General features: G+C 38.4%; 26 protein-coding genes and 1 tRNA gene. 13 read left to right on the forward strand and 14 right to left on the reverse strand.

The window, feature by feature from the left end; translation table 11 throughout:
• Positions 1-7 precede the first annotated feature (7 nt).
• Entirely contained in the window at positions 8-472 is a 465-nt protein-coding gene (locus WH223_RS04710) for a DsrE family protein (protein WP_340046382.1), read from the forward strand.
• Between the two features lie 160 nt (positions 473-632).
• Positions 633-1,466: a phosphatase PAP2 family protein gene (locus tag WH223_RS04715; RefSeq protein ID WP_340046383.1), complete on the forward strand. Its 834-nt coding sequence runs from the start codon at positions 633-635 to the stop codon at positions 1,464-1,466.
• Between the two features lies 1 nt (position 1,467).
• Here the strand turns inward: WH223_RS04715 and WH223_RS04720 are convergent, their stop codons facing one another.
• The 3 genes from WH223_RS04720 to ychF all read right to left on the reverse strand — a co-directional run bounded on the left by WH223_RS04720 (position 1,468) and on the right by ychF (position 4,467).
• The gene (locus WH223_RS04720; RefSeq protein ID WP_340046384.1) at positions 1,468-2,199 is read right to left on the reverse strand and encodes a LytR/AlgR family response regulator transcription factor; all 732 of its coding nucleotides are present in this window, start codon (positions 2,197-2,199) and stop codon (positions 1,468-1,470) included.
• Positions 2,196-3,257, reverse strand: a complete 1,062-nt coding sequence (locus tag WH223_RS04725; protein WP_340046385.1) for a sensor histidine kinase — start codon at positions 3,255-3,257, stop codon at positions 2,196-2,198. Before WH223_RS04725 ends, WH223_RS04720 begins: the two co-directional genes overlap by 4 nt.
• A 109-nt stretch (positions 3,258-3,366) precedes the next feature.
• Positions 3,367-4,467, reverse strand: coding sequence for a redox-regulated ATPase YchF (ychF, locus tag WH223_RS04730; protein WP_340046386.1), 1,101 nt, complete (start codon positions 4,465-4,467; stop codon positions 3,367-3,369).
• Positions 4,468-4,882: 415 nt separating this feature from the next.
• Here ychF and WH223_RS04735 point away from each other — a divergent pair, with 415 nt between their 5' ends.
• Positions 4,883-5,857 carry a polysaccharide deacetylase family protein gene (locus WH223_RS04735; RefSeq protein WP_340046387.1) on the forward strand — a complete coding sequence of 325 codons (975 nt, stop codon included), beginning with the start codon at positions 4,883-4,885 and terminating at the stop codon, positions 5,855-5,857.
• A 95-nt stretch (positions 5,858-5,952) separates the two neighbouring features.
• On the opposite strand, the gene WH223_RS04740 is transcribed toward WH223_RS04735, so the two are convergent.
• On the reverse strand, positions 5,953-6,906 hold the full coding sequence (locus tag WH223_RS04740; protein WP_340046388.1) for an acetyl-CoA carboxylase carboxyltransferase subunit alpha: 954 nt from the start codon (positions 6,904-6,906) through the stop codon (positions 5,953-5,955).
• Positions 6,907-7,208: 302 nt separating this feature from the next.
• On the opposite strand from WH223_RS04740, the gene WH223_RS04745 reads away from it, so the two are divergent.
• On the forward strand, positions 7,209-8,096 hold the full coding sequence (locus WH223_RS04745; RefSeq protein WP_340046389.1) for a mechanosensitive ion channel family protein: 888 nt from the start codon (positions 7,209-7,211) through the stop codon (positions 8,094-8,096).
• On the opposite strand, the gene coaA is transcribed toward WH223_RS04745, so the two are convergent.
• From coaA to WH223_RS04770, 5 genes are read right to left on the reverse strand one after another with little or no spacing between them, the layout of a single operon-like run.
• Positions 8,083-9,030 carry a type I pantothenate kinase gene (gene coaA, locus WH223_RS04750; RefSeq protein ID WP_340046390.1) on the reverse strand — a complete coding sequence of 316 codons (948 nt, stop codon included), beginning with the start codon at positions 9,028-9,030 and terminating at the stop codon, positions 8,083-8,085. The two genes, WH223_RS04745 and coaA, sit on opposite strands and share 14 nt — an antisense overlap.
• Positions 9,031-9,079: 49 nt before the next feature.
• The gene (locus WH223_RS04755) at positions 9,080-9,481 is read right to left on the reverse strand and encodes an OsmC family protein (RefSeq protein WP_340046391.1); all 402 of its coding nucleotides are present in this window, start codon (positions 9,479-9,481) and stop codon (positions 9,080-9,082) included.
• A gap of 9 nt (positions 9,482-9,490) precedes the next feature.
• Entirely contained in the window at positions 9,491-9,856 is a 366-nt protein-coding gene (locus WH223_RS04760; protein ID WP_340046392.1) for a methylglyoxal synthase, read from the reverse strand.
• Between the two features lie 16 nt (positions 9,857-9,872).
• Positions 9,873-11,102: a nucleoside recognition domain-containing protein gene (locus tag WH223_RS04765; protein ID WP_340046393.1), complete on the reverse strand. Its 1,230-nt coding sequence runs from the start codon at positions 11,100-11,102 to the stop codon at positions 9,873-9,875.
• A gap of 36 nt (positions 11,103-11,138) precedes the next feature.
• On the reverse strand, positions 11,139-12,188 hold the full coding sequence (locus tag WH223_RS04770; RefSeq protein ID WP_340046394.1) for a patatin-like phospholipase family protein: 1,050 nt from the start codon (positions 12,186-12,188) through the stop codon (positions 11,139-11,141).
• A 181-nt stretch (positions 12,189-12,369) separates the two neighbouring features.
• Between WH223_RS04770 and WH223_RS04775 the strand changes: the two genes are divergently transcribed.
• The 4 genes from WH223_RS04775 (at position 12,370) to WH223_RS04790 (ending at position 15,507) form a co-directional block, all read left to right on the forward strand.
• Positions 12,370-12,457, forward strand: a tRNA-Ser gene (locus WH223_RS04775).
• Positions 12,458-12,606: 149 nt separating this feature from the next.
• Positions 12,607-13,491, forward strand: coding sequence for a sce7726 family protein (locus tag WH223_RS04780; protein WP_340046395.1), 885 nt, complete (start codon positions 12,607-12,609; stop codon positions 13,489-13,491).
• A 10-nt stretch (positions 13,492-13,501) separates the two neighbouring features.
• A complete protein-coding gene (locus tag WH223_RS04785) occupies positions 13,502-14,440 on the forward strand; it encodes a sce7725 family protein (protein WP_340046397.1) in 939 nt (312 codons plus the stop codon).
• A gap of 158 nt (positions 14,441-14,598) precedes the next feature.
• Positions 14,599-15,507: an RES family NAD+ phosphorylase gene (locus WH223_RS04790; protein WP_340046398.1), complete on the forward strand. Its 909-nt coding sequence runs from the start codon at positions 14,599-14,601 to the stop codon at positions 15,505-15,507.
• A 591-nt stretch (positions 15,508-16,098) separates the two neighbouring features.
• Here the strand turns inward: WH223_RS04790 and WH223_RS04795 are convergent.
• The 4 genes from WH223_RS04795 to WH223_RS04810 all read right to left on the reverse strand — a co-directional run bounded on the left by WH223_RS04795 (position 16,099) and on the right by WH223_RS04810 (position 20,645).
• Positions 16,099-16,341 carry a hypothetical protein gene (locus WH223_RS04795; protein ID WP_340046399.1) on the reverse strand — a complete coding sequence of 81 codons (243 nt, stop codon included), beginning with the start codon at positions 16,339-16,341 and terminating at the stop codon, positions 16,099-16,101.
• A gap of 318 nt (positions 16,342-16,659) precedes the next feature.
• The gene (locus WH223_RS04800; RefSeq protein WP_340046400.1) at positions 16,660-17,391 is read right to left on the reverse strand and encodes a hypothetical protein; all 732 of its coding nucleotides are present in this window, start codon (positions 17,389-17,391) and stop codon (positions 16,660-16,662) included.
• Between the two features lie 796 nt (positions 17,392-18,187).
• Positions 18,188-18,553, reverse strand: coding sequence for a hypothetical protein (locus WH223_RS04805; protein ID WP_340046401.1), 366 nt, complete (start codon positions 18,551-18,553; stop codon positions 18,188-18,190).
• 925 nt (positions 18,554-19,478) lie between these two features.
• Positions 19,479-20,645, reverse strand: a complete 1,167-nt coding sequence (locus tag WH223_RS04810; protein ID WP_340046402.1) for an MFS transporter — start codon at positions 20,643-20,645, stop codon at positions 19,479-19,481.
• A gap of 109 nt (positions 20,646-20,754) precedes the next feature.
• Between WH223_RS04810 and WH223_RS04815 the strand changes: the two genes are divergently transcribed.
• The 4 genes from WH223_RS04815 to WH223_RS04830 all read left to right on the forward strand — a co-directional run bounded on the left by WH223_RS04815 (position 20,755) and on the right by WH223_RS04830 (position 23,485).
• The gene (locus tag WH223_RS04815; RefSeq protein WP_340046403.1) at positions 20,755-21,144 is read left to right on the forward strand and encodes a VOC family protein; all 390 of its coding nucleotides are present in this window, start codon (positions 20,755-20,757) and stop codon (positions 21,142-21,144) included.
• Between the two features lie 12 nt (positions 21,145-21,156).
• On the forward strand, positions 21,157-21,765 hold the full coding sequence (locus tag WH223_RS04820; protein ID WP_340046404.1) for an HAD family hydrolase: 609 nt from the start codon (positions 21,157-21,159) through the stop codon (positions 21,763-21,765).
• A 132-nt stretch (positions 21,766-21,897) separates the two neighbouring features.
• Positions 21,898-22,236 (forward strand): YciI family protein, encoded by a 339-nt coding sequence (locus WH223_RS04825; protein ID WP_340046405.1) that lies wholly within the window; start codon positions 21,898-21,900, stop codon positions 22,234-22,236.
• A 19-nt stretch (positions 22,237-22,255) separates the two neighbouring features.
• Complete coding sequence (locus tag WH223_RS04830) at positions 22,256-23,485, forward strand: RNA polymerase sigma factor (RefSeq protein WP_340046406.1); 1,230 nt, start codon at positions 22,256-22,258, stop codon at positions 23,483-23,485.
• A gap of 11 nt (positions 23,486-23,496) precedes the next feature.
• Here WH223_RS04830 and WH223_RS04835 read toward each other — a convergent pair whose 3' ends face one another.
• Entirely contained in the window at positions 23,497-24,372 is an 876-nt protein-coding gene (locus WH223_RS04835) for a LysR family transcriptional regulator (protein ID WP_340046407.1), read from the reverse strand.
• Between the two features lie 224 nt (positions 24,373-24,596).
• Here WH223_RS04835 and WH223_RS04840 point away from each other — a divergent pair, with 224 nt between their 5' ends.
• Complete coding sequence (locus WH223_RS04840; RefSeq protein WP_340046408.1) at positions 24,597-25,046, forward strand: DMT family transporter; 450 nt, start codon at positions 24,597-24,599, stop codon at positions 25,044-25,046.
• Positions 25,047-25,172 lie beyond the last annotated feature (126 nt).

Below are 25,172 nucleotides of genomic sequence, written 5' to 3' on the forward strand. Positions count from 1 at the left end.
TGCCTTTATGAAAAGATTATTTTTTGCCACCTGTTTTTTATGTAGTACCCTATGCTTACAAGCGCAAGATAAAGCGGCTATACTTCAGCATAATGCTTCTTTTGAAGGAGCTGAGTCACACTTACCAACCTATAAAGTTATCTATCAGCTGGATAGTAACCAACCCGATGTAGTGAAGAAAGCTTTCCGTAATATCCGTAATCTTTTGGGCGACCCACGCTTGATAGGAAAGCTTAACGTAGAGCTTATCACCTTTTCAGGAGGAACGGAAGTGATGCTGAAAACGTCGCCATACCATGACGAACTTGTTGACCTTATCGAGCGCGGCGTGCAAGTGGCGCAGTGCACAAATTCATTACAAGAGCGGAAGCTTCAAAAAGAAGATATCTATCCTTTCATTGCTTTTGTACCTAGCGGTAATGGTGAGCTCGTCATTCGTGGTGCTGAAGGTTGGGTGATTATAAAGCCATAACTTTTCTTTTGATGAAAATGTATATGCTTCATTAGCTAAGCCTGTACCTTTTCCTGTGGTGCTTGTTTACCATTCGTCAATAGGATTGGCCCATTGGTCAAAGTATTTTTCGTAGAACCCACTATAGCTGCATTTTCGCCTTCGAAAAAAGAAGACGATTATGTGGAAATTAGCTTTGTTGATTGCATTATGGGTTTTGTCGTGGGGTAAGTCATTGGCAAGTACGGGTTTAAAAATGGATAACTTGCCTGATACTTTGGCTGTTGGTACAGCTACTGCTGACCGGAATTTGCCAGTCACTGCGGATTCGATACAGAAGCCTTTGGTCGCCATTAGAGAAACTAAATCCTCGTTTAGCCCTTATGTATTGCCTGTTGGCCTCATTAGCTACGGTGTTGTGCGTCAGTTTACACCGAGTTTGAAAAGATTTGATGATTATACGCGTGCTGGTGTTCAGTCACGGGTAAAGAAAGGGACACGAATTGACGATTATCTACAGTATGCGCCAACGGCGGCAGTCTTTGGTTTGGATTGGCTAGGTGTTCCTGCCAAGCATGATCTGAAGGGGCGTTCCCTTGTATTAGCCACATCTTCCTTATTGGCGATAGCTATCGTGCGTGGTACGAAGTCAAGCTTCCGCTGTGTTCGTCCCGATGGTTCCAATTACAAAACATTTCCTTCTGGACATACGGCTACCGCATTTATTGGCGCTCATATGTTGTATAAAGAATATGGTGAAGACTATCCATGGCTCGCTGTAGCAGGCTATGGTTTAGCGACAACTACAGGAGCACTACGCGTGGTGAACAATAAACATTGGGTGAGTGATGTCGTTGCTGGCGCAGGGGTTGGCATTTTGAGCGTTGAGCTTGCCTACCGCTTATTGCCTACCATCGACCAATGGGTGAGCAAAGCTACAATTGATGGGCTGCATGTGCAACCAGTACAGTATCAGCAGGGTGGTGGAGGCCTGGCGCTGAGCTACCGCTTTTAGTTTATTTATTAAAGAGCCTTTTGTCGACGACAAGCTCAAAAAGCTCCTCTCTGCGGTGCTTTGATAACGGTACTTCATGTCCTTTTATAGTGATGGTATTTCCACGGATGCTATCAATGTGGGCAATGTTAATCAAGTAGGACCGATGTGTACGAAAAAAGGGTAATCCTACTAAAAGTTCTTCGGCCGCACTCATTGTTTGGTGTATGGTATTTTTCTTATCTGCCTGGTGTATGATGATATAATTTTGCATCGCTTCTATAAACAATATTTTTCCTGTGCATACACGAATAAATTCATTATCCTGCTTAAGGTATACTTCTTTGCTTGTCGGAATTGGCAGGGAAGGTGATGGCTGTTGGATAGCCAATTGTGCCTTTGCCTTTTCTACAGCCTGCACGAAGCGGGCAAATGAAATAGGTTTTAAAATATAATCTACAGCATTTAAGCGAAAGCCATCAATTGCAAACTCTGAATAAGCCGTTGTGAAGATTGTCAACGGTGGATTTTTTAGCTGCTCCAAAAATTCAATGCCTGTAAGATCAGGCATATTAACGTCCAAGAAGATTAGGTCTATTTCTTTATTGTTTAAAATTGCTAAGGCTTCAACGGCTGAATAGCATACGGCTTCAATGGTCAAGTACTCCAGCTTATCGGCGTATATTTTGATGCCTTCTGCTGCTAAGGGTTCATCATCAATAATAAGGCATTTTATTTTATGGGCTACAATCATGATTTGTTGGGCGTAATATCAATGTTTAAAGTCACACTAAAGCGATGCTTATTTTTTTCTATATGTAACTTGTGGGTTGTGGGGAAAAGAAGCGCTAGTCTTTTCTGAATCAGGGGTAAGCCTAGATTTGCACTAGCTTTGCCCATTGAGGCGAGGCTGTTGGTAGAATTTTCTATATGGAAAATAAGTGATTCTTCTTGCTGTAGGAGCTGAATATGAATGTATCCTGCTTGTTCTTTAGAACGCGATACATGCTTAAATGCATTTTCAATGAATATAATAAAAAGCAAAGGAGGCACTTGCTGCTGCCCGTTGTGAATTTGCCAATCTGTTTTTACCTGTAATGTGTTTTGCCAACGTAGTTTCTCTACTTCAATATAGTTTTTCATGAAGTTAACCTCTTCTTGGAGAGGGATGCTTTCCGACTCTATTTTTTCCAGTTGATAACGTAAAATGTCCGCATACTGCAGAAGTACTGTTGATGCCAAGGTCGTATCTTTTTGTATTAAGATATGGATATGGTTCAGCACGTTGAACATGAAATGTGGATTTATCTGCGCCTGTAGCGACGATAGTTTGTTCTCTAAATGCACCTGCTGTAGGGCCATGTGTTGCTCTTTCAGCAGGGTGTGTTCAAAGTAGAACTTTAATCCGGCGAAGCCGAGATTAAGCATAAGGGATACAGGCATAGCGTTGGCAATAAGCAGTCCGAAAGGCTCCTTCTCTGCGGGGTCTAAGGAAAAGCTTAGCATATTATAGGACTCCATATAGTAGAGTATCTCTTGGAAGAGCCACATAGAGAAACCTTGCAGTAAGGTTACTCCTAATACACGAACGATAATTTTCCCTAAATTACTTTGGGCGATTATACGCGGTAGGAGGTAATTACAAAGGAAATAGGTGCTGCTAATGAAGATTATAAGGAGCAGGATTCCTGATAGACGCTTCTGCTCCGTATACATGGTTTCAGTGTCGTCGATATAGGTGATTAAGCTGGCTAAAATTACCCAGAGAATAAAAAAGACACTATTGAAACTATTGATTTTTAGGTTCCTCATCTTGCGAAAATACTGCTTTCTGCGGATATTTCGTCCTCAAGGAGGGGCGAGGCTTATAAAAAAACAGGGCCAATCATTGATTGGCCCTGTTTTTTGTTTATTATTTTATTTACACGTTGAAACGGAAGTGCATGATATCACCATCCTCTACGATGTATGTTTTTCCTTCAACAGAAAGTTTACCAGCCTCTTTCACAGCAGCCTCAGAGCCAAACTGCACGAAGTCAGCATACTTGATAACCTCAGCACGGATAAATCCTTTTTCAAAATCAGTATGGATAACACCAGCAGCCTGAGGTGCTGTAAATCCAATTTGAATAGTCCAAGCACGTACCTCTTGAACACCTGCCGTGAAGTATGTCGCTAAGTCTAATAAAGAATAAGCAGAACGGATAAGTTTGTAAACACCAGATTCATCTAAACCTAAGTCATCCAAAAACATTTGACGCTCATCATACGACTCTAACTGTGCAATTTCAGACTCAATTTGAGCAGAGATGATTAATACCTGTGCTTTTTCATCTTTCACAGCTTCTTTAACGCGCTCAACATAAGCATTTCCTGTATTTACAGAAGCTTCGTCTACGTTACACACGTAAAGAACAGGTTTTACCGTTAATAAAGCTAAGTCTTCGATAAATTCAAAGTCTTCAGCCTCAATAGCTGCAGTTCTTGCAGATTTGCCAGATTCTAAGTGTTCTTTAACGATAGAAAGGATGTCGAAAGTGCGCTTAGCATCTTTGTCGCCACCTGTTTTAGCCATCTTTTCTACCTTTTGAATACGTTTTACAACAGTATCCAAATCTTTAAGCTGAAGCTCGGTGTCGATAATTTCTTTATCACGAATAGGGTCTACGGAACCATCAACGTGAATAACGTTTCCATCATCAAAACAACGTAAAACGTGAATGATCGCATTTGTAGTACGGATATTTCCTAAAAACTGGTTACCTAAACCTTCACCTTTAGAAGCTCCTTTTACTAAACCTGCAATATCCACAATCTCGATAGTATTCGGAACAATACGTTGTGGGTTTACTAGATCCGCTAATTTATTTAATCGTTCATCAGGAACGGTGATTACCCCAACATTAGGTTCAATCGTACAGAATGGGAAATTTGCCGCCTGCGCTTTTGCATTCGACAAACAGTTGAATAAAGTGGATTTACCAACGTTTGGTAAACCTACGATGCCACATTGTAAAGCCATGTAATTTGTAGATTTTTTTAAATTCGCACAAAGATAGCATAAAATAGTCAGATTATGAGTGCCCCTTTACTGCGAGTTTTTGTCGATAAATATTTACATTTTTTCATAAATTTTCAGCCCTTCATTTTCCTTCAGGATAGGGGTTTAAACCTTTGTAAGCAAGGGGGACGAAACCTTAGTCAAGCTGAAGTTGCTGGTTAATGACGCTTAAACAGGTCTTTAAGGCTTGTTTTGTCCCTGCTTTTCTGAGTAGCCTTCCATGTCAATCATGACACGCAATAAAAAACTTTCTTTAAAAAGAAGAAATCTTTATTCCGTATCGATAAATCCTAGTTTTTTTCCTATTAATTATCTTGTGTTTGGTTGCTTAATATTTTACTTTTGCATGGAAAGTAATAATTATAGAATACACAGTATGATGTTAAAGGGGGTAAGGGGTTTATCTAAGTTAGGGATAATATTAGTTGCTGCAAATTTATTGGTCTCCTGTGGTGGTGGAACCACTTCAAAAGCCGCTCATAGTGCTGATGATACTATTGGTAAGGAGCAGACTGTTAAACAGGACACTTTAGCAAAAGGAAAGTTGTTGACGCGCTTGAAAGATTCGGCGAAGCAGCAGGTAGATACAGTAGGTCTGGTAAAAGTGAAGAAGGATTCGGTGCTGCGTGTTGTTAAAGCAGAGAAACGCCGTGTTAAAGATTCTGTACGCCAGGAGCTGGATAAGCTACCTAAGCATATTTTCTTTACGTTTGATGATGGTCCTCTTCGTGGTAGTGCGGCTATCGATTCTATTGCTAAAGCGAAAAACATTAATATTTCTGTTTTCTTAATAGGTAAACACGCCAACATGTCTAAAGGCTTGAAACGTGATTACCAACGTTATTACAACAACCCTTTGGTAGAGTGCTATAACCACAGCTATACCCACGCTAACAATAAGTTTACAACTTTTTACAGTAACCCAGTTGCAGCTTTCGCTGATTTTGAAAAAAATGAGAAAGACCTACAGCTGAAACATAAAATCATCCGCCTTCCAGGTCGTAATATTTCCATGTATGACGATGTACGTCGCATTGACTTGCAAAGTGGCGTGAGCACAGCAGATTTACTTTTTGCTGACGGCTACAAAATCTATGGATGGGATGTGGAGTGGAAGATTCACGGATTGACAGGGAAACCTTTGCAGTCGGTAGGAGAGATTTACAACCGTATACGCAATTATATGAATAACAAAAGCTCGATGGAGCCTAATAATGTTATTCTTTTAATGCACGACGATATGTTCCAGAATAAAAAAGGACAGGATTTACTTTCTGCACTAATTGATACCATACAGCGTAATACAGATTATAAATTTGAATTTATGCGTAACTATCCATTCCGCTACTAAGTCGGCGGAATGCGAAACAAAGGCAAAAAGAAAGAGCAATAAATTTAATTTATCGCTCTTTCTTTTTATAATTATTTTTAATAGAAGGTGGTTATTTATTCAATAACTACACCCATATTACTGAACTTCTCAATACGTTCGTTTACTAAAGTCTCTTCGTCTTTTAAGCTTAGCTCGATAATGTCAGCAATAATTCTTGCTTTCAAATTCTCAGCCGTTGCTTGTGGGTCTTGATGTGCACCACCAATTGGCTCTTGAATGATACCGTCAATCAATTTATTGCCTAACATGTCTTCTGCTGTCAATTTCAAGGCGTCAGCAGCTTTTTCTTTGTGATCCCAACTTCTGTATAAGATAGAAGAACATGACTCAGGAGAGATTACTGAATACCATGTGTTTTGCAGCATGTAAACACGGTCACCTACACCAATACCAATAGCACCACCAGAAGCACCTTCACCGATAACGATACAGATAACAGGAACTTTCAATACAGACATTTCCAGTAGATTACGTGCAATAGCCTCTGCTTGGCCTCTTTCTTCAGCCTCTAAACCTGGGTATGCACCCATCGTGTCGATTAAGGTAACAACAGGTTTGCCAAATTTTTCTGCCATTTTCATCAAGCGTAAAGCTTTACGATAGCCTTCTGGATTCGCCATACCGAAATTGCGGTACTGACGCTCTTTTGTATTTTTACCTTTCTGATGACCAATTACCATGACCGACTGACCACCAATAGAAGCGATACCGCCAATAATAGCTTTATCATCTGCTACAGTACGATCACCGTGAAGCTCAATAAACTCATCACAGATTAAATCGATATAATCAAATGTTTGTGGACGCTCAGCGTGACGAGACATCTGTACCTTTTGCCAACCTGTTAAGTTGCCGTAAATATCCGTTTTTGTTTGCTCAAGCTTGCCTTTCAGTTCGTTAACAGTAGCACTCATGTCTACTTTTGTTTTCTCCTGAACCTGCAATACTTTCTCTATCTGTGTTTGCAAATCTGCAATCGGTTTTTCAAAATCAAATGTTGTTTCCATATTGTTATGTATCTAGCACATTTAAGCCCGCTAAGTTAACTAATTTTGGCGATTTTCGAATTGTAGAACGTATTTTGTTCGCTATTTTTTTTCATATAATGCTACCATAGGTGTTTTAAAATAGGCTTTAGTTCTCAAAATGAAGGATTCAGCAGCCTAAGGTCTGGATGATATTCCTTTAAGTAGATGCTTCATTTAACTGTGGGTTACACATAGGTCTTGTTTTGTTGGATTATTCTTCTTATATTATAGTCTTGCTGGTGCTAGATAAAATTGATATTTTAGGTTATTAAAAAGGGATAATGGAGGAGAAAAACTTTAAATGGGAGGCTGCTATACAGTTTGCGGCAAAGGTCGTTGCTTTACTTGGTCTTTATGCTAGCTTTTGGTATGCTGATGATTTTTACCTCAAATATCCACGCTTTGACAAGGTGACGGATGCCGCGGCTCTATTTTTGGCTTCGAGTATTATTTTCTCCCTCGGGCGTTATATTCTTATCTCTTTGTATCGTACGCGTCATGGTACGAAGAATGTGCGTGGTAATTTCGTGTTGGGTATTAGCCGATTAACAGCAGTACTGAATACAATCATGTTTATTATAGCTATGATGCTCGCCTTAGGGATTAAACCGCTAGAGTTCTTGACGAGTTTAACTTTTGTAGCGATGGCTATTGCTGTTACCTTCCGGGAGTACCTAACGAATATGATATCTGGCCTTTTCATCATGTTCTCCGAGGATTTCTCCGTAGGTGACCGCGTGAAAATAGGAGAGGTGAAGGGACGTATTCTTGATATTACCTTTTCGAGCCTTATCATTCAGGATGAAGATGAGGATCTTATCACCGTACCCAATAATTTAATCTTTACGACACCCGTAACCAACTTATCGGCGCATCCTTCGCGTTTCTTTTCCGTACGCTTTGAGCTGCCTCTACAGACAGCTATGCAGGTTGAGAAATTGGAAGAGCGTATTCGGGAGACTATGCGTAATCATCCGCAATTGACCGGAGAAGATAACATGGACCTAAAAGTGATGGATATCGGCAAAGACTTTGTCAAATATCAGCTTGACCTGCACGCCACGAGCAACAGCAGCAAGCTACACCGTAGCTTGATGAATGAAGTGTTTCGGGAGGTCCTTAAATTTAAGCGGGAGCATGATTACATGCTAACGGCTAAACCTTCTTAACTTTTACCTTTTTCACAAAGTGATGCGATCCTTTTTCAAGGATAAGATCGGCTCTATAACGTGTAGGCAAGATATTACGGTCTAGATTGGGCTTATTGATTTCATTCCAGATGTTCGTGGCCATTGCTTTACTTTCGTCAGGATTCATATCCGCGAAGCGATGGAAATAAGAGTCCGGCTTCTGGAAAGATGTTGCGCGTAGTGATTCAAACCTGTCGATATACCAATTGCGGATATCATGCTCGGCAGCATCCACATAGATGGAGTAATTGAAATAGTCTGAAACGAACACATTATTTCCGACCACCGAGTTTACCTGCAATACGTTTATACCTTCCACAATAAGGATGTCAGGCTTGGCCACTAGCTGCGTTTTATCGCGCATAATATCATACTCTACATGGGAGTATACAGGCACTTCGTAGCTCTCTTCTCCAGACTTCATGGCCGAAAGGAAGCTCAATAGGCGTTTGGTGTCGTAGCTCTCCGGGAATCCTTTACGGTTCAGCATGCCGCGGTCAATCAATACTTGATTTGGGTATAGAAAACCATCTGTCGTAACCAAATCAACTTTCGGCTTGCCCGGCAGCATAGATAGTACTTTTTGAAGTACACGCGCTGTGGTGCTTTTACCTACGGCTACAGAGCCAGCAATCCCGATAATGAAGGGAAGCTTTTGGGTATGCTTGTTTAAGAAGCCATTTACATTTACATGCACGTCTTGTGTCTCTTGAATCATGATATTCAAGAGGTGAGCTAGCGGGAAGTAAACATCCGCTATCTCTTCAATCGTCAAAGGTTCGTTTAAGGCATGAAGATGGTCTAGGTCGCTCTGAATCAAATCATAAGAGAATTGTCCATTTAAGCTTTTCCATTCTTCACGATTAAACGCTTGAAAGAGGTTGTTTACCTCATCTTTTATGTTTGAAGACATACCTTGCAAATTAAAATGTCGGCAAATATACAATTATATCGCTTAAGCACTAGCTAAAATTGCTTTCGACAACAATTGGATTGCTGAGTATCTTGTGAACAGGACACTTGTCGGCTATCAAAGCTAAGCGCTTACGTTGCTCAGCATCAAGGTCTCCAATAAGCTTAATTTCACAATGTATGTAGTTTGTGTTGGGCTCGCCATCACTTTTATCAAGGTATGTTAAATCAATAGATAGCCCCTCGAGCGGCCATCCTTTACGGTCGGCATACATGCGAACCGTGATGGCCTTGCATGTACCTAGTGAGGATAACAATAGCTCTTTTGGTGAAGGCCCTAAGTCGGTGCCTCCAGCATCTAGCGGCTCATCAGCTACAATTACATGCTGTTGAACCTTGATTGTTGTTTCGTATCGTTCGCGTCCTATGCTTACGCTTACTTGATTTGCCATATTTACGTTTTATAATAAACCACTGATGATTAATGCACCTGTAGCAGGGTTGGTTGCTAAAGGTACATTATATAAGTCTGAAATGCGCATTAGCATTTGAATATCGGGTTCATGAACATGTTTCCCTAGCGGATCGCGGAAGAAAATAATACCATCTACTTTCCCTTCTGCTGTTAAGGCTGCAATCTGTGCATCACCACCTTTAGGCCCGCTTAATTTTAATTCTACTTCTAATCCTGTCTTTTGAACATAGGTGCCAGTAGTGCCTGTCGCGATAATATTTGCTTGTTTTAATTCTTCTAAGTGATCTTTAACAAAGGCGACCATGTCTGCCTTTTTTCCGTCGTGGGCAATTAATGCAATTGTTTTTTTCATCTTTTAAAATGTTGAATTAACCAAAGAAAATATAAGAAACGATAATAGCAGCGATAACACCAACCAATTCAGCAAGCAAGGCACACGGTAGGGCATGTCTTGTTTTTTTGATAGCTACAGACCCAAAGTATACCGCTAGCACATAAAAAGTGGTCTCTGTTGATCCTTGGATAACACAAGCTACACGCGATGCGAAGTCGTCAGGTCCTTTTGTTGCCATCAGCTCCACCATCAATCCACGTGCACCAGAACCACTTAATGGTTTCATAAAGGCTACAGGTAGTGCTTCCACAAAGCCTGTATCTATACCCATCAATTTTATAAGATAAGCAATACCATTTACGATATAGTCCATCGTGCCCGAAGCACGAAACACAGCGATACCAACTAAGATAGCTACTAAATAGGGGATGATTTTCACAGCCACGTCAAAACCTTCTTTTGCTCCCTCAATAAAAGCATCATAAACATTTATCTTTCGAATTAAGGCTAGTCCTATGAAAGATGTGAAGAGGGTGAAGAGTACAAGGTTCCCAAACACACGCGAAATAACACCGATTTCCTCTTGGTTTAAGGTCGTGAAGTAATATAAAGCACAGCCTACCAATACGACTAATCCGCCTAAGTAGGCTAAGATTGTTTTATTGAAAAGGTTGATTTTTTGGTATATGGATACTAAGATTAATGCCGCTAGGGTAGAGAAGAAGGTCGCAATCAGAATTGGTAAAAAGATATCTGATGGTTGTGCTGCTCCGGCTTCTTGGCGATAGGCCATGATGGAGATTGGCAGAAGCGTCAAGCTTGAAGCGTTCAAAACGATGAACATAATCTGCGCGTTGGAGGCTGTGTCCTTCTGCGGGTTAAGTTCCTGTAGCTCTTTCATTGCTTTCAGCCCTAATGGCGTAGCAGCGTTGTCTAGGCCTAATGCATTTGCGGAGAAGTTCATCAAGATGGAACCCAATGCAGGGTGGTTCTTAGGAATCTCTGGAAACAGCTTGTTGAAGAATGGGCCTACTGCTTTGGCAAATATATTAATCATGCCTCCTTTTTCACCAATTTTCATAATACCTAAGGCGAAGGTCATCATCCCTATTAGCCCTAAGGAGATCGTGGCACCATTGGCAGCTCCTTCAAAAAGGGAGTTCACAATATTTTGGAAAACTTCCGTATCGCCACCAATAAGCTTGACTAGCGCAACGAAAAATGTGATTAGGAAAAAGGAAACCCAGACGTAATTTAGTGCCATATAATTATAATTTGTCGGTAAATGTAAGATTTAAGATTAATTCTTCAAAAAGTTCCATACCGAGCGTTCACGACTATTTTTTTTATCGTGAATCAGGTCGTCTACAATCTGGTTTAACTGATTTTCGTTATCGCTTATAAGTCTGTCTGTTAAGGCGACTATTTTTTGGATGTTGTGCGGGCTCGCTGCGTCCATCGACGGATTGATAGAGGCTAAATTTCCGGGCTCAATACGGATATAATTGTTGGATTTACCTACCGAACGGAATAACTGCTTCAAGTAATAGTCGATGCTCTCTGCCGAGCTGCTTCCCATAATGTCGACCAAGGCTGGGCCAATTGATATGGCCCATTTTTTCTTAAAGTCTTCATAATTGTAGGATATTTTGGATATACCTGTCCCTAAAGAAAGTATCCATATGTCATGTATCTTATAGGTATTGAATGTTTTTATGACCTCTAGTAGGGCTGATAATGCCGGATTGTGAGCAAACACGCCTCCATCGACCAATGGGTATCGCGTACCGGAGAGCGAGAAAATTTCTGCTACAGAAAAATAGGTTGGTGCGGCAGCGGTAGCTCGACATACATCGCGCAGTAGGAAGTCACGCTGTGCGCCATGGGATATTGCTTTCTGTTGCCTAAAGAGGTGGTTTTTACGAAGCTCTATGTTGTAGGCAGTGATGATGCATGGCTTACGCAACTCGCTTAGTTTGCGTTCGCCTAGATAATCGTTGAGGACTTGGTTGATGGCGCTTTCGTTATAAAGCTCGCTGACTAGACCAAAGCGGCTGAAAAAACGACGCATAGCACTAGCTGAAAAGATGGACACACCGTGCTCCAAATATATGTTTAACGCCTCCTTGGCCGTATACTTAGGCTTCTTCGGGTCGTTATCATCGGGACACAAGAGGAGGGATACCAATATTCCACCAGTACTTGTACCCGCAAAGAAATCAAAGTAATCTGATATATGGGCTTCAGGATTTTTGGTCGCTTGCTGTATTTTTTCTTCCAATGCGGTTAAAAACATAGCTGGTATAATGCCCCGAATACCGCCACCATCTATAGAAAGGACTCTTTTCATGCCGTAAAAACCTTGTTTTAGTACCTAAATGTAAGTAAAAAATAAGTTAGTTGGTACAGTACTTTTATTCTTTTGCGCAGGGAATAAAGAACTTACATTTTTCTTCTTTCTTTTTGTCTTAAAAAGTGAAAAAACACTGTTGATTTTGTTGATAAATCTACTATCTTTGCCCCACAGCAACGGAGAGGTGTCAGAGTGGTTGAATGAGCAGACCTGGAAAGTCTGTGTACGGGATGACCGTACCGAGGGTTCGAATCCCTCCCTCTCCGCGAACATTGATTCTCATCAGTGTTTAATTAGGGATTTAGATGCTTCCATTATCTAGATCCCTTTTTTTATGCCTTATATTTTAAAAAGTGATAAAGAATTTCACTTAATCTGTTTTCGTTAAGTCCTGATAAGTTTCTAAATTTGTCTTATGCAATCTAGCGCTACATATGGCAAACCACAACTGCGTGAATTAGCTTCCATGGTTTCCCATGCTGCATTCAAAAAGTTGGGCAATACCTCTAATCAATCGGCATATATACGTCGAATGAAAAAATATGTAGATTGGGATAAATTGGAGGAAACTAAGCCTAAAAGTCTAGCTGATTTGATTTCATTCGCGTATCAAATTCTAGAACAGCAATATCGTCACGAATACATTTATAAAAATAAGCTGCTAAACGATTATGTTCTAAAGAATTATGCTTTAGACGATGCAATTTTGCTTAATGAGTTTCGAGTTGGTCAATCTATTGCTGATGCTGTATTAGTGAATGGTACAAACAAAGTATTCGAAATTAAAACCGAATTAGATAATCCAGAGCGCTTGCTGAACCAATTGAATGATTATTACAAGGCTTTTACTGAAGTTTATCTGTTTACGCATAGTTCTTTAGTCGCAAAGTATTTAAACATTCTACCTGAATATGTTGGTGTTTTAACATATACCGAAGATGGAGCTGTAATAGAGTCTCGTGAGGCTAAAATAATGAGATCGAATTTAGATGTTACTTTTATGATAGCATCGTTACGGAAGCCTGAATACACTAAATTAGTGCAGCAGTTGGTTGGATTTTTACCTGACGTTAATCCCGTAAATTATTATAGAGCCTGTTTAGAAATTCTACAAGCATTAGTTCCTAGCGATGTGCAAAATATCTATTGCCAAGTTCTTAAGAATCGTATTGATTTAGCTACTAACATATACCTTGGAGAAGCAGTTCTACCGAGTTATTTAAATTTTTCATTCTATCAATCTCAATTCAATAAAAAATCGTATCTTACTCTTATTAACAACCTGAATAAGAACCTTTAGTAAGTAGATTATGTATTTCCCTTACCTTCGTGGTAAGCAGTTTGAACTAATTGCGTTACGTGAGTTGGCTGCATTATCTTTACTCTCTGATAAAATAATCCCGATTATAGAACCCGTTAAACAGGGGCTAAAGACGATAGCTACTGCACTCAGCATACTTTATCCAAGAAATGTTAAAATACAACTGATAATTAATCCTCAAGTCGGTGAATTAATAGGGAAGTTTGAGGAAATAATTTATTTTATCAAGGAACAAGATAAGTTGGGAATTGATAATATTATTCCCACTTTTTTAATCAATGGAGATAGTGATGTAGCACTTCTGCAAAAGATAGCCGCTCGAGAAGGATTTAATGATACGGGATACTCCTTAGTTCATATGTCTCCTGTGAGGAAGATAGAGGAGTTAAGTACCTATACAAAAGAAACGAATTGTTTGTACAGTACAATTCATATCAATCATGTATTTGCTTTAAGACGAAAGTTTAACAGTATTAGCGTCGGTATTTTAGGTGATTATTTTCTGAAGCAACGCGTTAACGCAGATTACGCTAATGAAATAGATGAATCTTTTTCTAGTGATGCTTTCTTTTTTCAAGAAGATGGATTCTCTGCTTTTTCAGATTATCAGACTATAGGAGATAGTTGGGTTGAAGGGGGAATGCTACCTAAAGCTGTTGTTATTCATCTGACTTATTGCGAAAAGGGGCAAGATGAAATACGAATTCGCCATTTTGTGTCTGATACAAATGATGATAGATTAGATGTTGCAGGTAAATTTGCAGAGGCTTTGACGAAGTTGGTTCAATTTGCAGATCAGTTAAGGTTAAATAGTCTAGCACTTGATTCTTTTAGGCTACTCCATCAAAAAGGTTCATTTCCCGGGTTAGGTAGTGTAAAAAAACTTTCTATTATGCATCATATTGAACTTGTACAAGGCCTTATTTAAGGAATTTAATTATGAGGTGCTGTGTCAATTGCTTTTCGAGTAGTTATCTAGGTGAAATTATTATCAATGGAAGGTCAATAGGTAATTGTGATTACTGTAATTCGGTTGAGATTAGTGTTTATGATCCATCTGAATTAGCTATATTTTTTAGATCTATATTGGATTTATACATAGTAGATTTTAAGCAAGGTAATGACTTAACGGTTTGTATTGTTGAAGATTTTCCTAATAAAGTTTTTTCTTCTCTTGTTATTCAAATTGACGCCATTAAACAGTTGATTGAAGATATTGTTGTTGATGATGTCTTTGATTATGAATTGATTCTGAATAATCCTGTATCCCTTAAGTTTTTGAATGATGATTTAACTAAAGTCATAATTGAGCCTTTAAACACTACTTGGGATAAGTTTTCTGCCGAAATTAAAACCATAAATAGATTCCATTTCGTCAATGCCCCTGATTTAGATAGGCTGAAAACCTTATTTGGTTATTTTATAAAGGAAGTGCCTAGAGGTAAGAAGTTTTACCGTGCTAGAATTAGTACTGATAAATCTGGTTTTAAATTGAATGAAATGGGTAATCCTCCAGGAGATAAGGTTAAGGGAGGTAGGGCTAATCCGGAGGGAATATCGTACCTGTATCTTTCTTCCGATATTAAAACTACCATTTATGAAACTAGGGCTAGCTTATTTGATTTTGTGTCAATTGCTACTTTTAGGTTGGAGCACAATATTAGAATAATCAACTTAAGTAGCGATACTTATGATATTTTTAGGCTCGCTGAGCTGGAGCAATTGGAAGAGGTCCTTTTACATAGTTCCTTTATTCAAAAACTAGAAGAAGAATTGTCAAGACCTAAGCGAAAAAGTGATAGTGATTTGGAATATTTACCAACACAATATCTTTCTGAACTAATTAAATCAATGGATATTGATGGAATAGAGTTTAGAAGTTCCCTTTATAGTGATGGTTATAATCTTGCTATTTTCAATCCTGAAAAATTCAAAGTATTGGATGTAACTGTTTATGATGTTTCTCGTATTGATGTTGAATTCGAAAAGGTTTGAGAGGAATGAAATTTATTTTAGACACTGCAATAGCCTTTAGCAGTTACTAAAGGCTATTGCAGTGTTTTTTTTAGCGCACCATATGCGACCCCGCTGGGGGCGATTTACAAAACAATTCTTTCTCTATACACATATTACCCCGCTGGGGTAATGATTAACGAAGTTCTTCTTGATCATGGTGTGCCTTGATATAGGATAATCAATCCGGAGGGTTTGCACGTTTCTAGAATTGCATGGTTAGTGGGAAGATGTTATTGGTTTGTATGATTTTGCTTTGTTGGACTTCGTCTTCAATATTTAGGGATTATCTTGAATGCCTTCAATCCGGAGGATTGATATGTTTATAGAATCGTATGGTTAGTAGGGGATACGCGACTCTTGAGGAGTCGAATTTTTCGCCTTGCTCGTTTGCCTAATGTATGTCGGAGTAGAGGAGTTTGATAGTATTTTTATAACTAGTCGTTAATTTCATCATTAACTATGATAATCTCCAAAACTTCATTATCCATTAATTTTGAAAGTGAACCATCTGCTTTCTTCTTTGGTACTTTTTTATATCTTACAATAATTTGTTCATCCTTAGGAATATCGTTAGGAAAAAAAATCATCTAAGCTTTTGAAACCGAAAATGCCTTTTAGTATTCCAATGTGTCGTAGATTGTGTTTTTCAGGTTGATCTAAAGATTCACATTTACCTACAAATGCCTCAGCGAGCCCCATTTTTTTGCTTAATACTCTTTGAGACCAGCCGCGCTCTTCTCTAAACTTCTGAACGTTAGTGATTAATTCATAATCTATACGATATATAGGGTTAGTTTCAAGGATAGTTGACATAGATAAAAACTTATCAAATTTTACATCATTTATGATTTACATCTAGTCTTCGTAAATAAATTCATAAAAATCATCTTTATATTATTCTTGGCTGTAGGTCATAATGGCTTTAACTAAAGTTACTTAATTTATTGTTGTAATTCAATGATTAATTATACTATAATAACCTCATTTATTTTAAAGCGTGCTATTTGATTCTTTAGAAGTTTTGACTCAAGAATATCTCGTCATTTAATGGAACCGTATGTTTATTAATGGCTGCTGTTTTTAAATTGGTAAAGCGGATACTCTTCAGGTTTTATTTAAGGAAGAAAAATACTAGAAATCTTTTAGCATGGGAAGCATTGGCCAATTATATTCCAAACCTTCTGATGAAATGGCTTTTAGTGTTTTCTCGGTTAGTTTATGCTTCTTTTTAACTTCGTTTCTATATTTTTTCATTAACTGATTTCGCAAATTTTCATTCTTGTCAAAATTATTCCTTACGGATAAGGGATATTTTTTATCAGCTAGGATGGTAGCTTTATCTTCTGCCACAATAGCTTCTTTAAAAATAAGCTTTCGCTGATCAAGTGTAAGAGATTTGTCGTACGCTGCAATCTCATTACTTACAGATTTTGGTTTAAAATGTTGGATATCTACAGTTGGTTCTAGGTCTACTTTCGCTTTTGAAAGTTTGGCAACCCATTGCCCCATACCGCTTTTACTGTGCTCTTCTGTTTGAAACAGGAATAAGCCAACAGCATTTGGCTCAGAACTGGTATTTTTAATTGAATCGTAAATATAGAGTAGGAGCTTTTTATTAAGTTCATCGTCTAAACCATCGTTTCCTTTTATGATTACATTGGCTCTATACAAAGTTCTATTTGGTGTTGTATAAACTTTCGGTTCAGAAATTATGTAGTCAACGGGTTTTGCATTTGTTATCGTTCCTGTATAATTCGTACTACTTCTTTCAATAGATGTATCTGTCGACTTTGTTGAATTTTCGTTTGTGCAACTAGAAAGTAATAGTATCCCCGCTACGAACATGTATGTTAAATTTCTCATGAGAACGGATTTTAGTTAAGTATTATACGAATGTATACTTTGGTTTATCAAAGTTATTGTGGTTTTCCGTAAGGCTAAGATTTATTGGTTATATATCTTTGAAAAAACTAGAGGGGGGCTTGCTAAGGTTTTCAAAATTAACGAGTACCTTAATATCTGGTTCTTAAAATAGTGGGGGGGGAGAAGAGATTTTTATTTCTTTAAATGTTAAGTAACATGTTTTTTGTATTGTTATCATAGTCTAGTATGCAGTTTGACTTTTGGTGGTTTTGTTGTAATTAAATTTAGTTTTTATCTTATGTTCATATTATTATTAAAATTAATCGGTTTGGCTTACTTGGCTATATTAATATATGGGTTTCCGCTAATAATGGGAGGTGTTATTGGCGACACTATTCAACAAAGAGATTCTAGTAAAACAACTTATCTGAAAGCAGTAATTTTAAATGTAATTATACAAACGCTTATTTACTCAATTTATTCTGCATTATTATTTAAAATAGCTTACAAATATGTAAACAATAATGATACAGTTAATTGGCTAGTATGGATAGTCGTGTTTTTTTGTAACATCGTTCCAATATATAATTTTTAAGTCGTAACTAGTTCTCATGTTAGGGCCGGTAATCCAAATCATAGTGTTGTAAATGCAGATTCATTAGGTCTTGTGGTTATAACTGCTTTTATTATGTTTTTCCTATTTCTGCTTTTTCCTAGCTTATTAAATCATTATAATTGGATTCCGTTTGTAGGTTAGTGATATTTTAATTACCTAGGTTAATCTATCTTTTGCATCTTACTCGTCAGTAGAAGTTAAGTATAAAACTTCATTATCCATTAATTTTGAAAGTGAACCATCTGCTTTCTTCTTTGGTACTTTTTTATATCTTATAATAATTTGTTCATCCTTAGGAATATCGTTAGGAAAAAAATCATCTAAGCTTTTGAAACCGAAAATGCCTTTTAGTATTCCAATGTGTCGTAGATTATATTTTTCAGGTTGGTCTAAAGATTCACATTTACCTACAAATGCCTCAGCGAGCCCCATTTTTTTACTTAATACTCTTTGAGACCAGCCGCGCCCTTCTCTAAACTTCTGTACGTTAGTGATTAATTCATAATCTATACGATATATTGGGTTAGTTTCAAAGATAGTTAACATGTGTAAAATTTATGTACCAAATATTTGGTACTTATAAGTTAATTTTGTATATTTGACTTAAGCAATTAGAAAAGCTATTATCCATTACGAACGCTACCTTCCCATCAAGACGATTAATCCAAACACATTAAGATATTTATTCATCGCCCATATAAAATAGAGAAAAAGGGTAACGTATGTAGAGAAATCTTGCAAGCTTTGGGCAAGAGTGTTTTTCATCTAGAACATAGAACACGCGCTTTACTTTTCGTTATCCTTACCGACCGCAATATTAAGACAGCGTTATAGCCATGAAAGGGTATAGACGTTGGTCAATAAATTGGTTCGTGTTTTTATTCTTAAGCAGCTTAAAAATAGCAAACTTTTCGATGACCAGCAAATCATGTTCTTGAATGTTTGAAACGTAGTTTGAAATTGTGGTCGGTTATTTCATAAAAAAACTGGCCTGTAATAGTAGAGGGGCAAATGTGGCTATTTGTTAATCGTAAATTAGCGATGGGTTTATTTCCATCTTTTCTCGAACGTAAAATTTAGGCCGTAGCACGGCCTCTTTCAATCTGTTTAAATTTATAATGGCCTGGAAAAAATACCTAAAAGAGGGTAGTATGTCCATAAACCTAGGTATTTCGCCAATCCGACAACAAATTATTTATTTAGAAGGCAGGTTTTATTGGCCGTAGTGTTATTGGTAGGCTTGTTTGTATTAGTTTGTATACTGCTAAAAGTTTTGTTAACGATGGGTGTTTTTAATTTATTAATAATCTTTTAGTTATGTAATTATTGAAACTAGGTGTGTTCGTTGTTTGTTTTAAATATAGCGTCGCTAGATTTCTCTTTGCGACGCTTTTTGATATAATATGATTTGGCAAGTAAATTTAATACAAGCGGGCTTGAATGAAAGCCCGCTTGTATTTTTTAGAAGCATTTACTTCCTTCTGGCGTATAGAATGGCAATCATCAGCATTAAGCTTGCCGCAAATAGAAAGGCGCTCTCTAGGTTCAGTTGGTGTGCGATAAATCCTAAGATGGCTGGCCCCATGAGCTGACCGGCATAGCCCATAGTAGATAGTGCCGGTATACTTACCGATGTAGGGATAGATTTGAGCTTTCCAGCATCACTAAAGAAGATAGGGACGATATTCGCGGAGCCAATACCTAGCAAGAGAAAACCCAGTAGTACAAATACCATAGCGCTACTGTAGACCATAACAGCAAGGCCTAGAGCGGCTAATAAGCTTCCTCCGATTACGATAACCTTACCGTCTAATTTTTCTACCAAACGGTCACCCAGCAAGCGCATCGTAGCCATAGCTATAGAGAAAGTGGCATAACCAGCACCAGCAAATTCAGGACTTATGTTTTTAAGATCTTTCAAAAACACAGCGCTCCAATCTAGCATAGCTCCTTCAGAAAGAAAACTTGCAAAACAAAGTAAACCTAGAAAGAGAACCGCACCATTGAATAGGAGCTTTTTGTTGGATGTTGTGGCTTGTTTATCATCTTCCTTAGGTAATTGAAAATTATGTTCTTGCGCAGCGTTGAAAAGATGTTTGTACTGAGTCAATACAATAACGCAAAGTAAAATGGAAATGGTGATCGCGGCTATTTGAGGCTGAAGTCCCATCTTGATGAGGAAACCTAAACCCAGCGAACCAAAAAGCCCACCTAAGCTGAATAAACCATGTAAGGATGACATAATAGGCCTGCCGTATTCATTTTGCACAATAATACCGTGCGAGTTCATCGCTACATCTATCGTTCCAATTCCAGCGCCAAATATAAAGATGGCTAAAGCCATCATCGGTGCCGTAGGGATGATAAGTAACAAGGGAAGACAGAGCGCAATGATGGCTGTTGCGCAGAGAATGATTATCCGATTGCCATAGCGTTTGGCAAGTAAGCCCGTGATGGGCATCATGATGATAGCGCCTAAGCCTAAAAATAAAAGAAGCAAGCCTAATTCTGCTTCGTTAATGTTTAATCTTTCTTTTACGTAAGGAACCATAGGTGCCCAGCTGGAGATACCTAATCCGCATACTAAGAAGATAAATTGAGTAGCTAGTTTAGCTTTTTTTGTGTGTTGTGTAATCATGTATGAATGTCTGCGTTTTGCAATTAAATTACGTTGTTTAGTAAATTAATATGCAAATATATGCAAAGTTGCATATATTTGCATATGAATTATTTTAAAATAGAACAATATGACAATAGAACATCTTGGTGTTTGGGTCGATGACCTAGAAGGAATGCGCAATTTTTACCTGACTTATTTTGATTTGACAAGCAATGAGAAGTACACAAATGCACGTACTGGATTTACATCCTACTTTTTATCCTTTGGAGAAGGGAAAACACGCTTAGAGCTGATGCATCGCGCTGATATTAGCGAGGAGCCTACAAAACGAGGCTTTAGCAAAGGTCTTGCACATTTTGCAATTTCTGTAGGGAACGATGAAGCCGTTGATCGCTTGACAGAGCGCTTACGTGCCGATGGTTATACGATTGCTAGCGAGCCGCGTCGCACGGGAGATGGCTACTATGAAAGTGTGGTGCTGGATCCTGAAGGAAATTACGTAGAAATCGCAGGTTAAACAGCTGATAGTATGATTAAAGCAATAATCTTTGATTTTGGAGGTGTCTTAGTGGACTGGAATCCACGATATCTTTATGCTGATGTATTTTCGGATACCGAAAAAATGGAATGGTTTCTTCATGAGGTCTGTTCTACAGCATGGAATTTAGAGCAGGATAGAGGACGTAGCTTTGCCGATGGTATAGCGCTATTGGAGAAACAATATCCTGCGTTTCAAAAGGAAATTCGTCTTTTTTGGGAAGGTTGGCCAAAAATGTTGAAAGAGAAAATTGCGGAAACAGTTACGCTATTACCGCAATTGAAGCAAAATTATGCGGTTTATGGACTTACAAATTGGTCGGCAGAAACGTTTCCAATACTGATGGACAGGTTTGATTTTGTTCAGCTCTTTGATGATATCGTTGTTTCGGGAGATGAAGGACTCGTTAAGCCCGATAAGTCTATTTATGAACTTTTGCTGAAACGCTATAACCTGCTGGCGCAGGAATGTATTTTTATCGACGATAATAGCGACAATGTGAAAGCTGCTGAGCAATTGGGCTTTTCTGCTATACTTTATAAAAATTCAGATTACTTGATGCAAGATTTGTCCAGCTTAGGGGTAAAAGGATTTCAATAAGCGTATCTATTTTTTTTAGTAATTTAACGACGCTATTTAAATTTTGCCGTTGCATGCAAAATAATTGTCCCCAAAAGTAGAAGCCTGATTGTCTATACTTAAAATAGAACGTAAACTTAAAGAAGTAGCATTATGAAAGAGTTTTTATTACTAATCCGCGAAAGTGCCCATTATGCTGAATTATCTGCCGAAGAGATGCATGCTGATATCCAAGAACACATTCAATGGGTAGAAACATTAGTCGAGCAGGGAAATTTTAAGGGAGGAAATCCTTTAGACGGAAATGGGGTGACCTTGCATGGAGATGTGTTGACCGACGGACCTTTTGTAGAGTCGAAAGAATGCATTAGTGGTTACTACTTTTTGTTGGCCAATTCATTGGAAGAGGCTGCTGCACTGGCAAAAGGTTGTCCCGATCTAAAACGAGGAGCTCGTTTAGAGGTTCGCGAGATTATTGATGCTGATGCCTAACGCTGGCCATACTGGTAACATGCAAAGGCTTACTGACCATCTTTTCAGAATCTATTATGGGAAGATGGTTGCTTATCTGACGGCGAAATATGGGTATAACCTGCTAGATGCAGTCTTAGATGCCATACAAGAGGCTTTTGAAGCAGCACTGCGTACTTGGAAATTTGGAAACCTACCGGCAGACCAATTCGCTTGGCTTTATCAGGTGGCGCAAAGAAAGTTATTGAATGGCTTAAAGAAAAGTGCTACACACCAGAAGCATTTATCCGCATTGGCTGAAGGCCAAGATTTAAACCTGGCTTGGAATGAAGAAGAGGCCGAGGATGATCTGTTGTATTTACTCTTCTTCTTCGCTAGGCTACCTTATGGCGAAAAGACGAAGTTGGCAGTTACCTTATACTTTCTGTGTGGCTTTAGTCGTAAGGAAGTGGCTAAGGCTCTACTAAGTAAGGAGGAGACAATTAAAAAGATGCTATCTCGTTCGAAAGATTATATCAAAAAATATGCAGTAGGTTATAGACGCTTTGCTATTCATCAGAAGGAGGAGGATATTGCTTATCTATTAAAGGTCTTGTATCTCCTGTTTAATGAGGGATACAAAAGTTCGAATCAGAAAGTGGCTATCGAATTTGATTTATGTTTCGAGGCTATGCGCTTGGCCAAGCTGTTGCATGGTACCTATCCAAAGCATGTAGAGCTTAATGCTTTACTGGCTTTACAGTTTTTTACAGCGGCACGATTTCCAGCTCGTGTAGATAGTGAAAGCCATTGGGTAGATTTGGCGGAACAGGATAGGAAGCTTTATGAACCTCAACTTATGAAGACGGGATATTATTATCTGGAGCAAGCCAAGATCTATGGTCATTCCTTGACAAAATACTATCTTGAAGCCCTAATCTCTTCACTCCATTGCAGTGCACTTTCGTATGCCGATACCGATTGGCGAACAATTTCATTTCTCTACGCGCAACTTGAAGCATTGGAACCGCTATCACTAGCCCAGCAAGTTAATCGGTTGATAGCCGCGAGCCATTTTGAGCCTAAAAATGCTATTTTAGATGCATTGGGCGCTATTGAAGTGAAGGCAGCTCCTAATTTTCTTTTTACCATTCTTATGGCTAAAGCCTACGTACATCGATTGCATAACGATTGGGGTGAAGCGCGTCATTGTTATGAAGAGGCTTTAACCAAAGATATAACTGTGCTAGATAAAGTCTTTATTGGTAAAAAGTTAGCAGCTCTTTCTTGAAGTTAAATAACCTATTCTGCATATCCCTTTTGAATTGTACTAAAAAACTCTTTGTAGGCATTATTCATTGGAAAATCTTTGCGTTTAATGAATAGAGTAGGTACTTTTTCTAATTTGTCGGCAGGCGATTCAGTCTTCACATTTCTAAAGGCATATTGCTTTTCGATAAGCGCTGTCGGAAGTAGCGTAATGCCCAAGCCTTGTTCGACAGCTTGTATGATAGCTTCTAAGCTATCCATTTCTATGAAGCGGATGGTTTTTTCGGGATAGGTGGCAAGTAGTTCGGTCAAGATATGTCGATAAGTACATCCTTTACTGAATACGATAAGCTTAATGGTTTTGTTAGCCTTTATTAAATCGTCTAAGCTGCCAAAGTTTTTCGCATATACTACACCTAGTTCCTCATAGACAATAGTTTGTCCTTCTAATTCGCCATTGTTAAGCTCGCCAGAAACAAAGGCTCCATCGAGCTTATAAGTCAGTACTTCTTTGATAAGACTAGCGGTAGTGCCGGTTTTTAGTTTAAATTCTACTTCAGGATAGCTTTCTGTGAATTGCTGCAATATCGCTGGCGCACGGAGTGCTGCTGTAGTTTGAAGACAACCAATTTTTAGATGTCCTTTTATGACTGTCGTGTCGGCTAATGATTCTTTAAAATCTTCCAATTTACCGAGTATTTCCCTGGCAAGCTTGAGGAAAGAGGTGCCTGCAGGGGTTAGCTCGGCCGATCGCGTACTTCGTTTGAGTAGCTTATCACCAAAATAGTCCTCTAATACTTTTATTCGCGCCGAGACATTAGACTGCACGGTGTTGGTTGCTATAGCAGCTTGCGTGAAAGTGCCGTAATCAGCAATGGCGATAAATATTTTTAAATCATTGATATGCATAGTCTACTTTTTTGAATTATTCATCATTATAAATGATAAATAATAATCATTTAATATCGTTTATATAGATGTAAAATTACACATAAATTTGTATGCGGAGCAAGTTTTCCAAGAAAAAGGAATGAACTGATGCGCTATATCCAAAACGGGGCTTATTTTAAAAGGTATTATAGAGGCTTGATAAAGAGGAGTGTGACGAATTATAAAAGTATAAACAGTGAAGTATGAAAAATGATATTATATATCTTGGTCTCGCTCTGCTTACCGGAGCATTGATTCCTATTCAGGCGGCAACAAATGCTACGTTTAGTAAGAGTGTAGGGCACCCTTTTATCACTGGGCTGATGGTTTTCTTGGTTGGCCTTATCGGCATGCTTGTTTTTGTAATTGCTTCACGGACAGCATTGCCTAATCCAAAGCAATTGATGTCTGCTCCACTGTCGGGTTATCTTGGCGGTATTATCGTCGCTACCTATGTTATTATGATCACCGTTCTTACCCCAAGATTAGGTGTTGGGGCCTCCATTGGCTTAATCGTTACCGGACAGATAATTTGTGCTGTTACCATTGATCATTTTGGTTTATTCAATATGGCTGTTCGTACAATGAGTATGTCACGGTCTATTGGTTTAGTTTTGATGGCCTTAGGGGTTTATTTGGTGATGAGGAGGTAAAGGCAGAAGGTATATGGCTCTTTTAATCTATTAAATTATAGGTTGTTGTGCTTATTTGGATGAGGCTTTTTTCTTCATTGTATTGAAGCCTTCAAAGCATGTGTCTATAATTTACAAAGAGGGAAT

The sequence above is a fragment of the Sphingobacterium sp. MYb382 genome (genome assembly GCF_037572665.1).
In the GTDB taxonomy this organism is placed as follows: domain Bacteria; phylum Bacteroidota; class Bacteroidia; order Sphingobacteriales; family Sphingobacteriaceae; genus Sphingobacterium.

Excerpts from the sequence above, each read along its gene's own strand:
- coaA (WP_340046390.1), bottom strand. The coding sequence starts at position 9,030 with ATGTCTTCAAACATAAAAGATGAGGTAAACAACCTCTTTCAAGCGTTT.
- ychF (WP_340046386.1), bottom strand. The coding sequence starts at position 4,467 with ATGGCTTTACAATGTGGCATCGTAGGTTTACCAAACGTTGGTAAATCC.
- WH223_RS04840 (WP_340046408.1), top strand. The coding sequence starts at position 24,597 with ATGAAAAATGATATTATATATCTTGGTCTCGCTCTGCTTACCGGAGCA.
- WH223_RS04780 (WP_340046395.1), top strand. The coding sequence starts at position 12,607 with ATGCAATCTAGCGCTACATATGGCAAACCACAACTGCGTGAATTAGCT.
- WH223_RS04755 (WP_340046391.1), bottom strand. The coding sequence starts at position 9,481 with ATGGCAAATCAAGTAAGCGTAAGCATAGGACGCGAACGATACGAAACA.
- WH223_RS04825 (WP_340046405.1), top strand. The coding sequence starts at position 21,898 with ATGAAAGAGTTTTTATTACTAATCCGCGAAAGTGCCCATTATGCTGAA.
- WH223_RS04820 (WP_340046404.1), top strand. The coding sequence starts at position 21,157 with ATGATTAAAGCAATAATCTTTGATTTTGGAGGTGTCTTAGTGGACTGG.
- WH223_RS04725 (WP_340046385.1), bottom strand. The coding sequence starts at position 3,257 with ATGAGGAACCTAAAAATCAATAGTTTCAATAGTGTCTTTTTTATTCTC.
- WH223_RS04710 (WP_340046382.1), top strand. The coding sequence starts at position 8 with ATGAAAAGATTATTTTTTGCCACCTGTTTTTTATGTAGTACCCTATGC.
- WH223_RS04815 (WP_340046403.1), top strand. The coding sequence starts at position 20,755 with ATGACAATAGAACATCTTGGTGTTTGGGTCGATGACCTAGAAGGAATG.
- WH223_RS04740 (WP_340046388.1), bottom strand. The coding sequence starts at position 6,906 with ATGGAAACAACATTTGATTTTGAAAAACCGATTGCAGATTTGCAAACA.
- WH223_RS04795 (WP_340046399.1), bottom strand. The coding sequence starts at position 16,341 with ATGTCAACTATCCTTGAAACTAACCCTATATATCGTATAGATTATGAA.
- WH223_RS04720 (WP_340046384.1), bottom strand. The coding sequence starts at position 2,199 with ATGATTGTAGCCCATAAAATAAAATGCCTTATTATTGATGATGAACCC.
- WH223_RS04770 (WP_340046394.1), bottom strand. The coding sequence starts at position 12,188 with ATGAAAAGAGTCCTTTCTATAGATGGTGGCGGTATTCGGGGCATTATA.
- WH223_RS04765 (WP_340046393.1), bottom strand. The coding sequence starts at position 11,102 with ATGGCACTAAATTACGTCTGGGTTTCCTTTTTCCTAATCACATTTTTC.
- WH223_RS04830 (WP_340046406.1), top strand. The coding sequence starts at position 22,256 with ATGCAAAGGCTTACTGACCATCTTTTCAGAATCTATTATGGGAAGATG.
- WH223_RS04785 (WP_340046397.1), top strand. The coding sequence starts at position 13,502 with ATGTATTTCCCTTACCTTCGTGGTAAGCAGTTTGAACTAATTGCGTTA.
- WH223_RS04835 (WP_340046407.1), bottom strand. The coding sequence starts at position 24,372 with ATGCATATCAATGATTTAAAAATATTTATCGCCATTGCTGATTACGGC.
- WH223_RS04715 (WP_340046383.1), top strand. The coding sequence starts at position 633 with ATGTGGAAATTAGCTTTGTTGATTGCATTATGGGTTTTGTCGTGGGGT.
- WH223_RS04745 (WP_340046389.1), top strand. The coding sequence starts at position 7,209 with ATGGAGGAGAAAAACTTTAAATGGGAGGCTGCTATACAGTTTGCGGCA.
- WH223_RS04805 (WP_340046401.1), bottom strand. The coding sequence starts at position 18,553 with ATGTTAACTATCTTTGAAACTAACCCAATATATCGTATAGATTATGAA.
- WH223_RS04735 (WP_340046387.1), top strand. The coding sequence starts at position 4,883 with ATGATGTTAAAGGGGGTAAGGGGTTTATCTAAGTTAGGGATAATATTA.
- WH223_RS04760 (WP_340046392.1), bottom strand. The coding sequence starts at position 9,856 with ATGAAAAAAACAATTGCATTAATTGCCCACGACGGAAAAAAGGCAGAC.
- WH223_RS04810 (WP_340046402.1), bottom strand. The coding sequence starts at position 20,645 with ATGATTACACAACACACAAAAAAAGCTAAACTAGCTACTCAATTTATC.
- WH223_RS04800 (WP_340046400.1), bottom strand. The coding sequence starts at position 17,391 with ATGAGAAATTTAACATACATGTTCGTAGCGGGGATACTATTACTTTCT.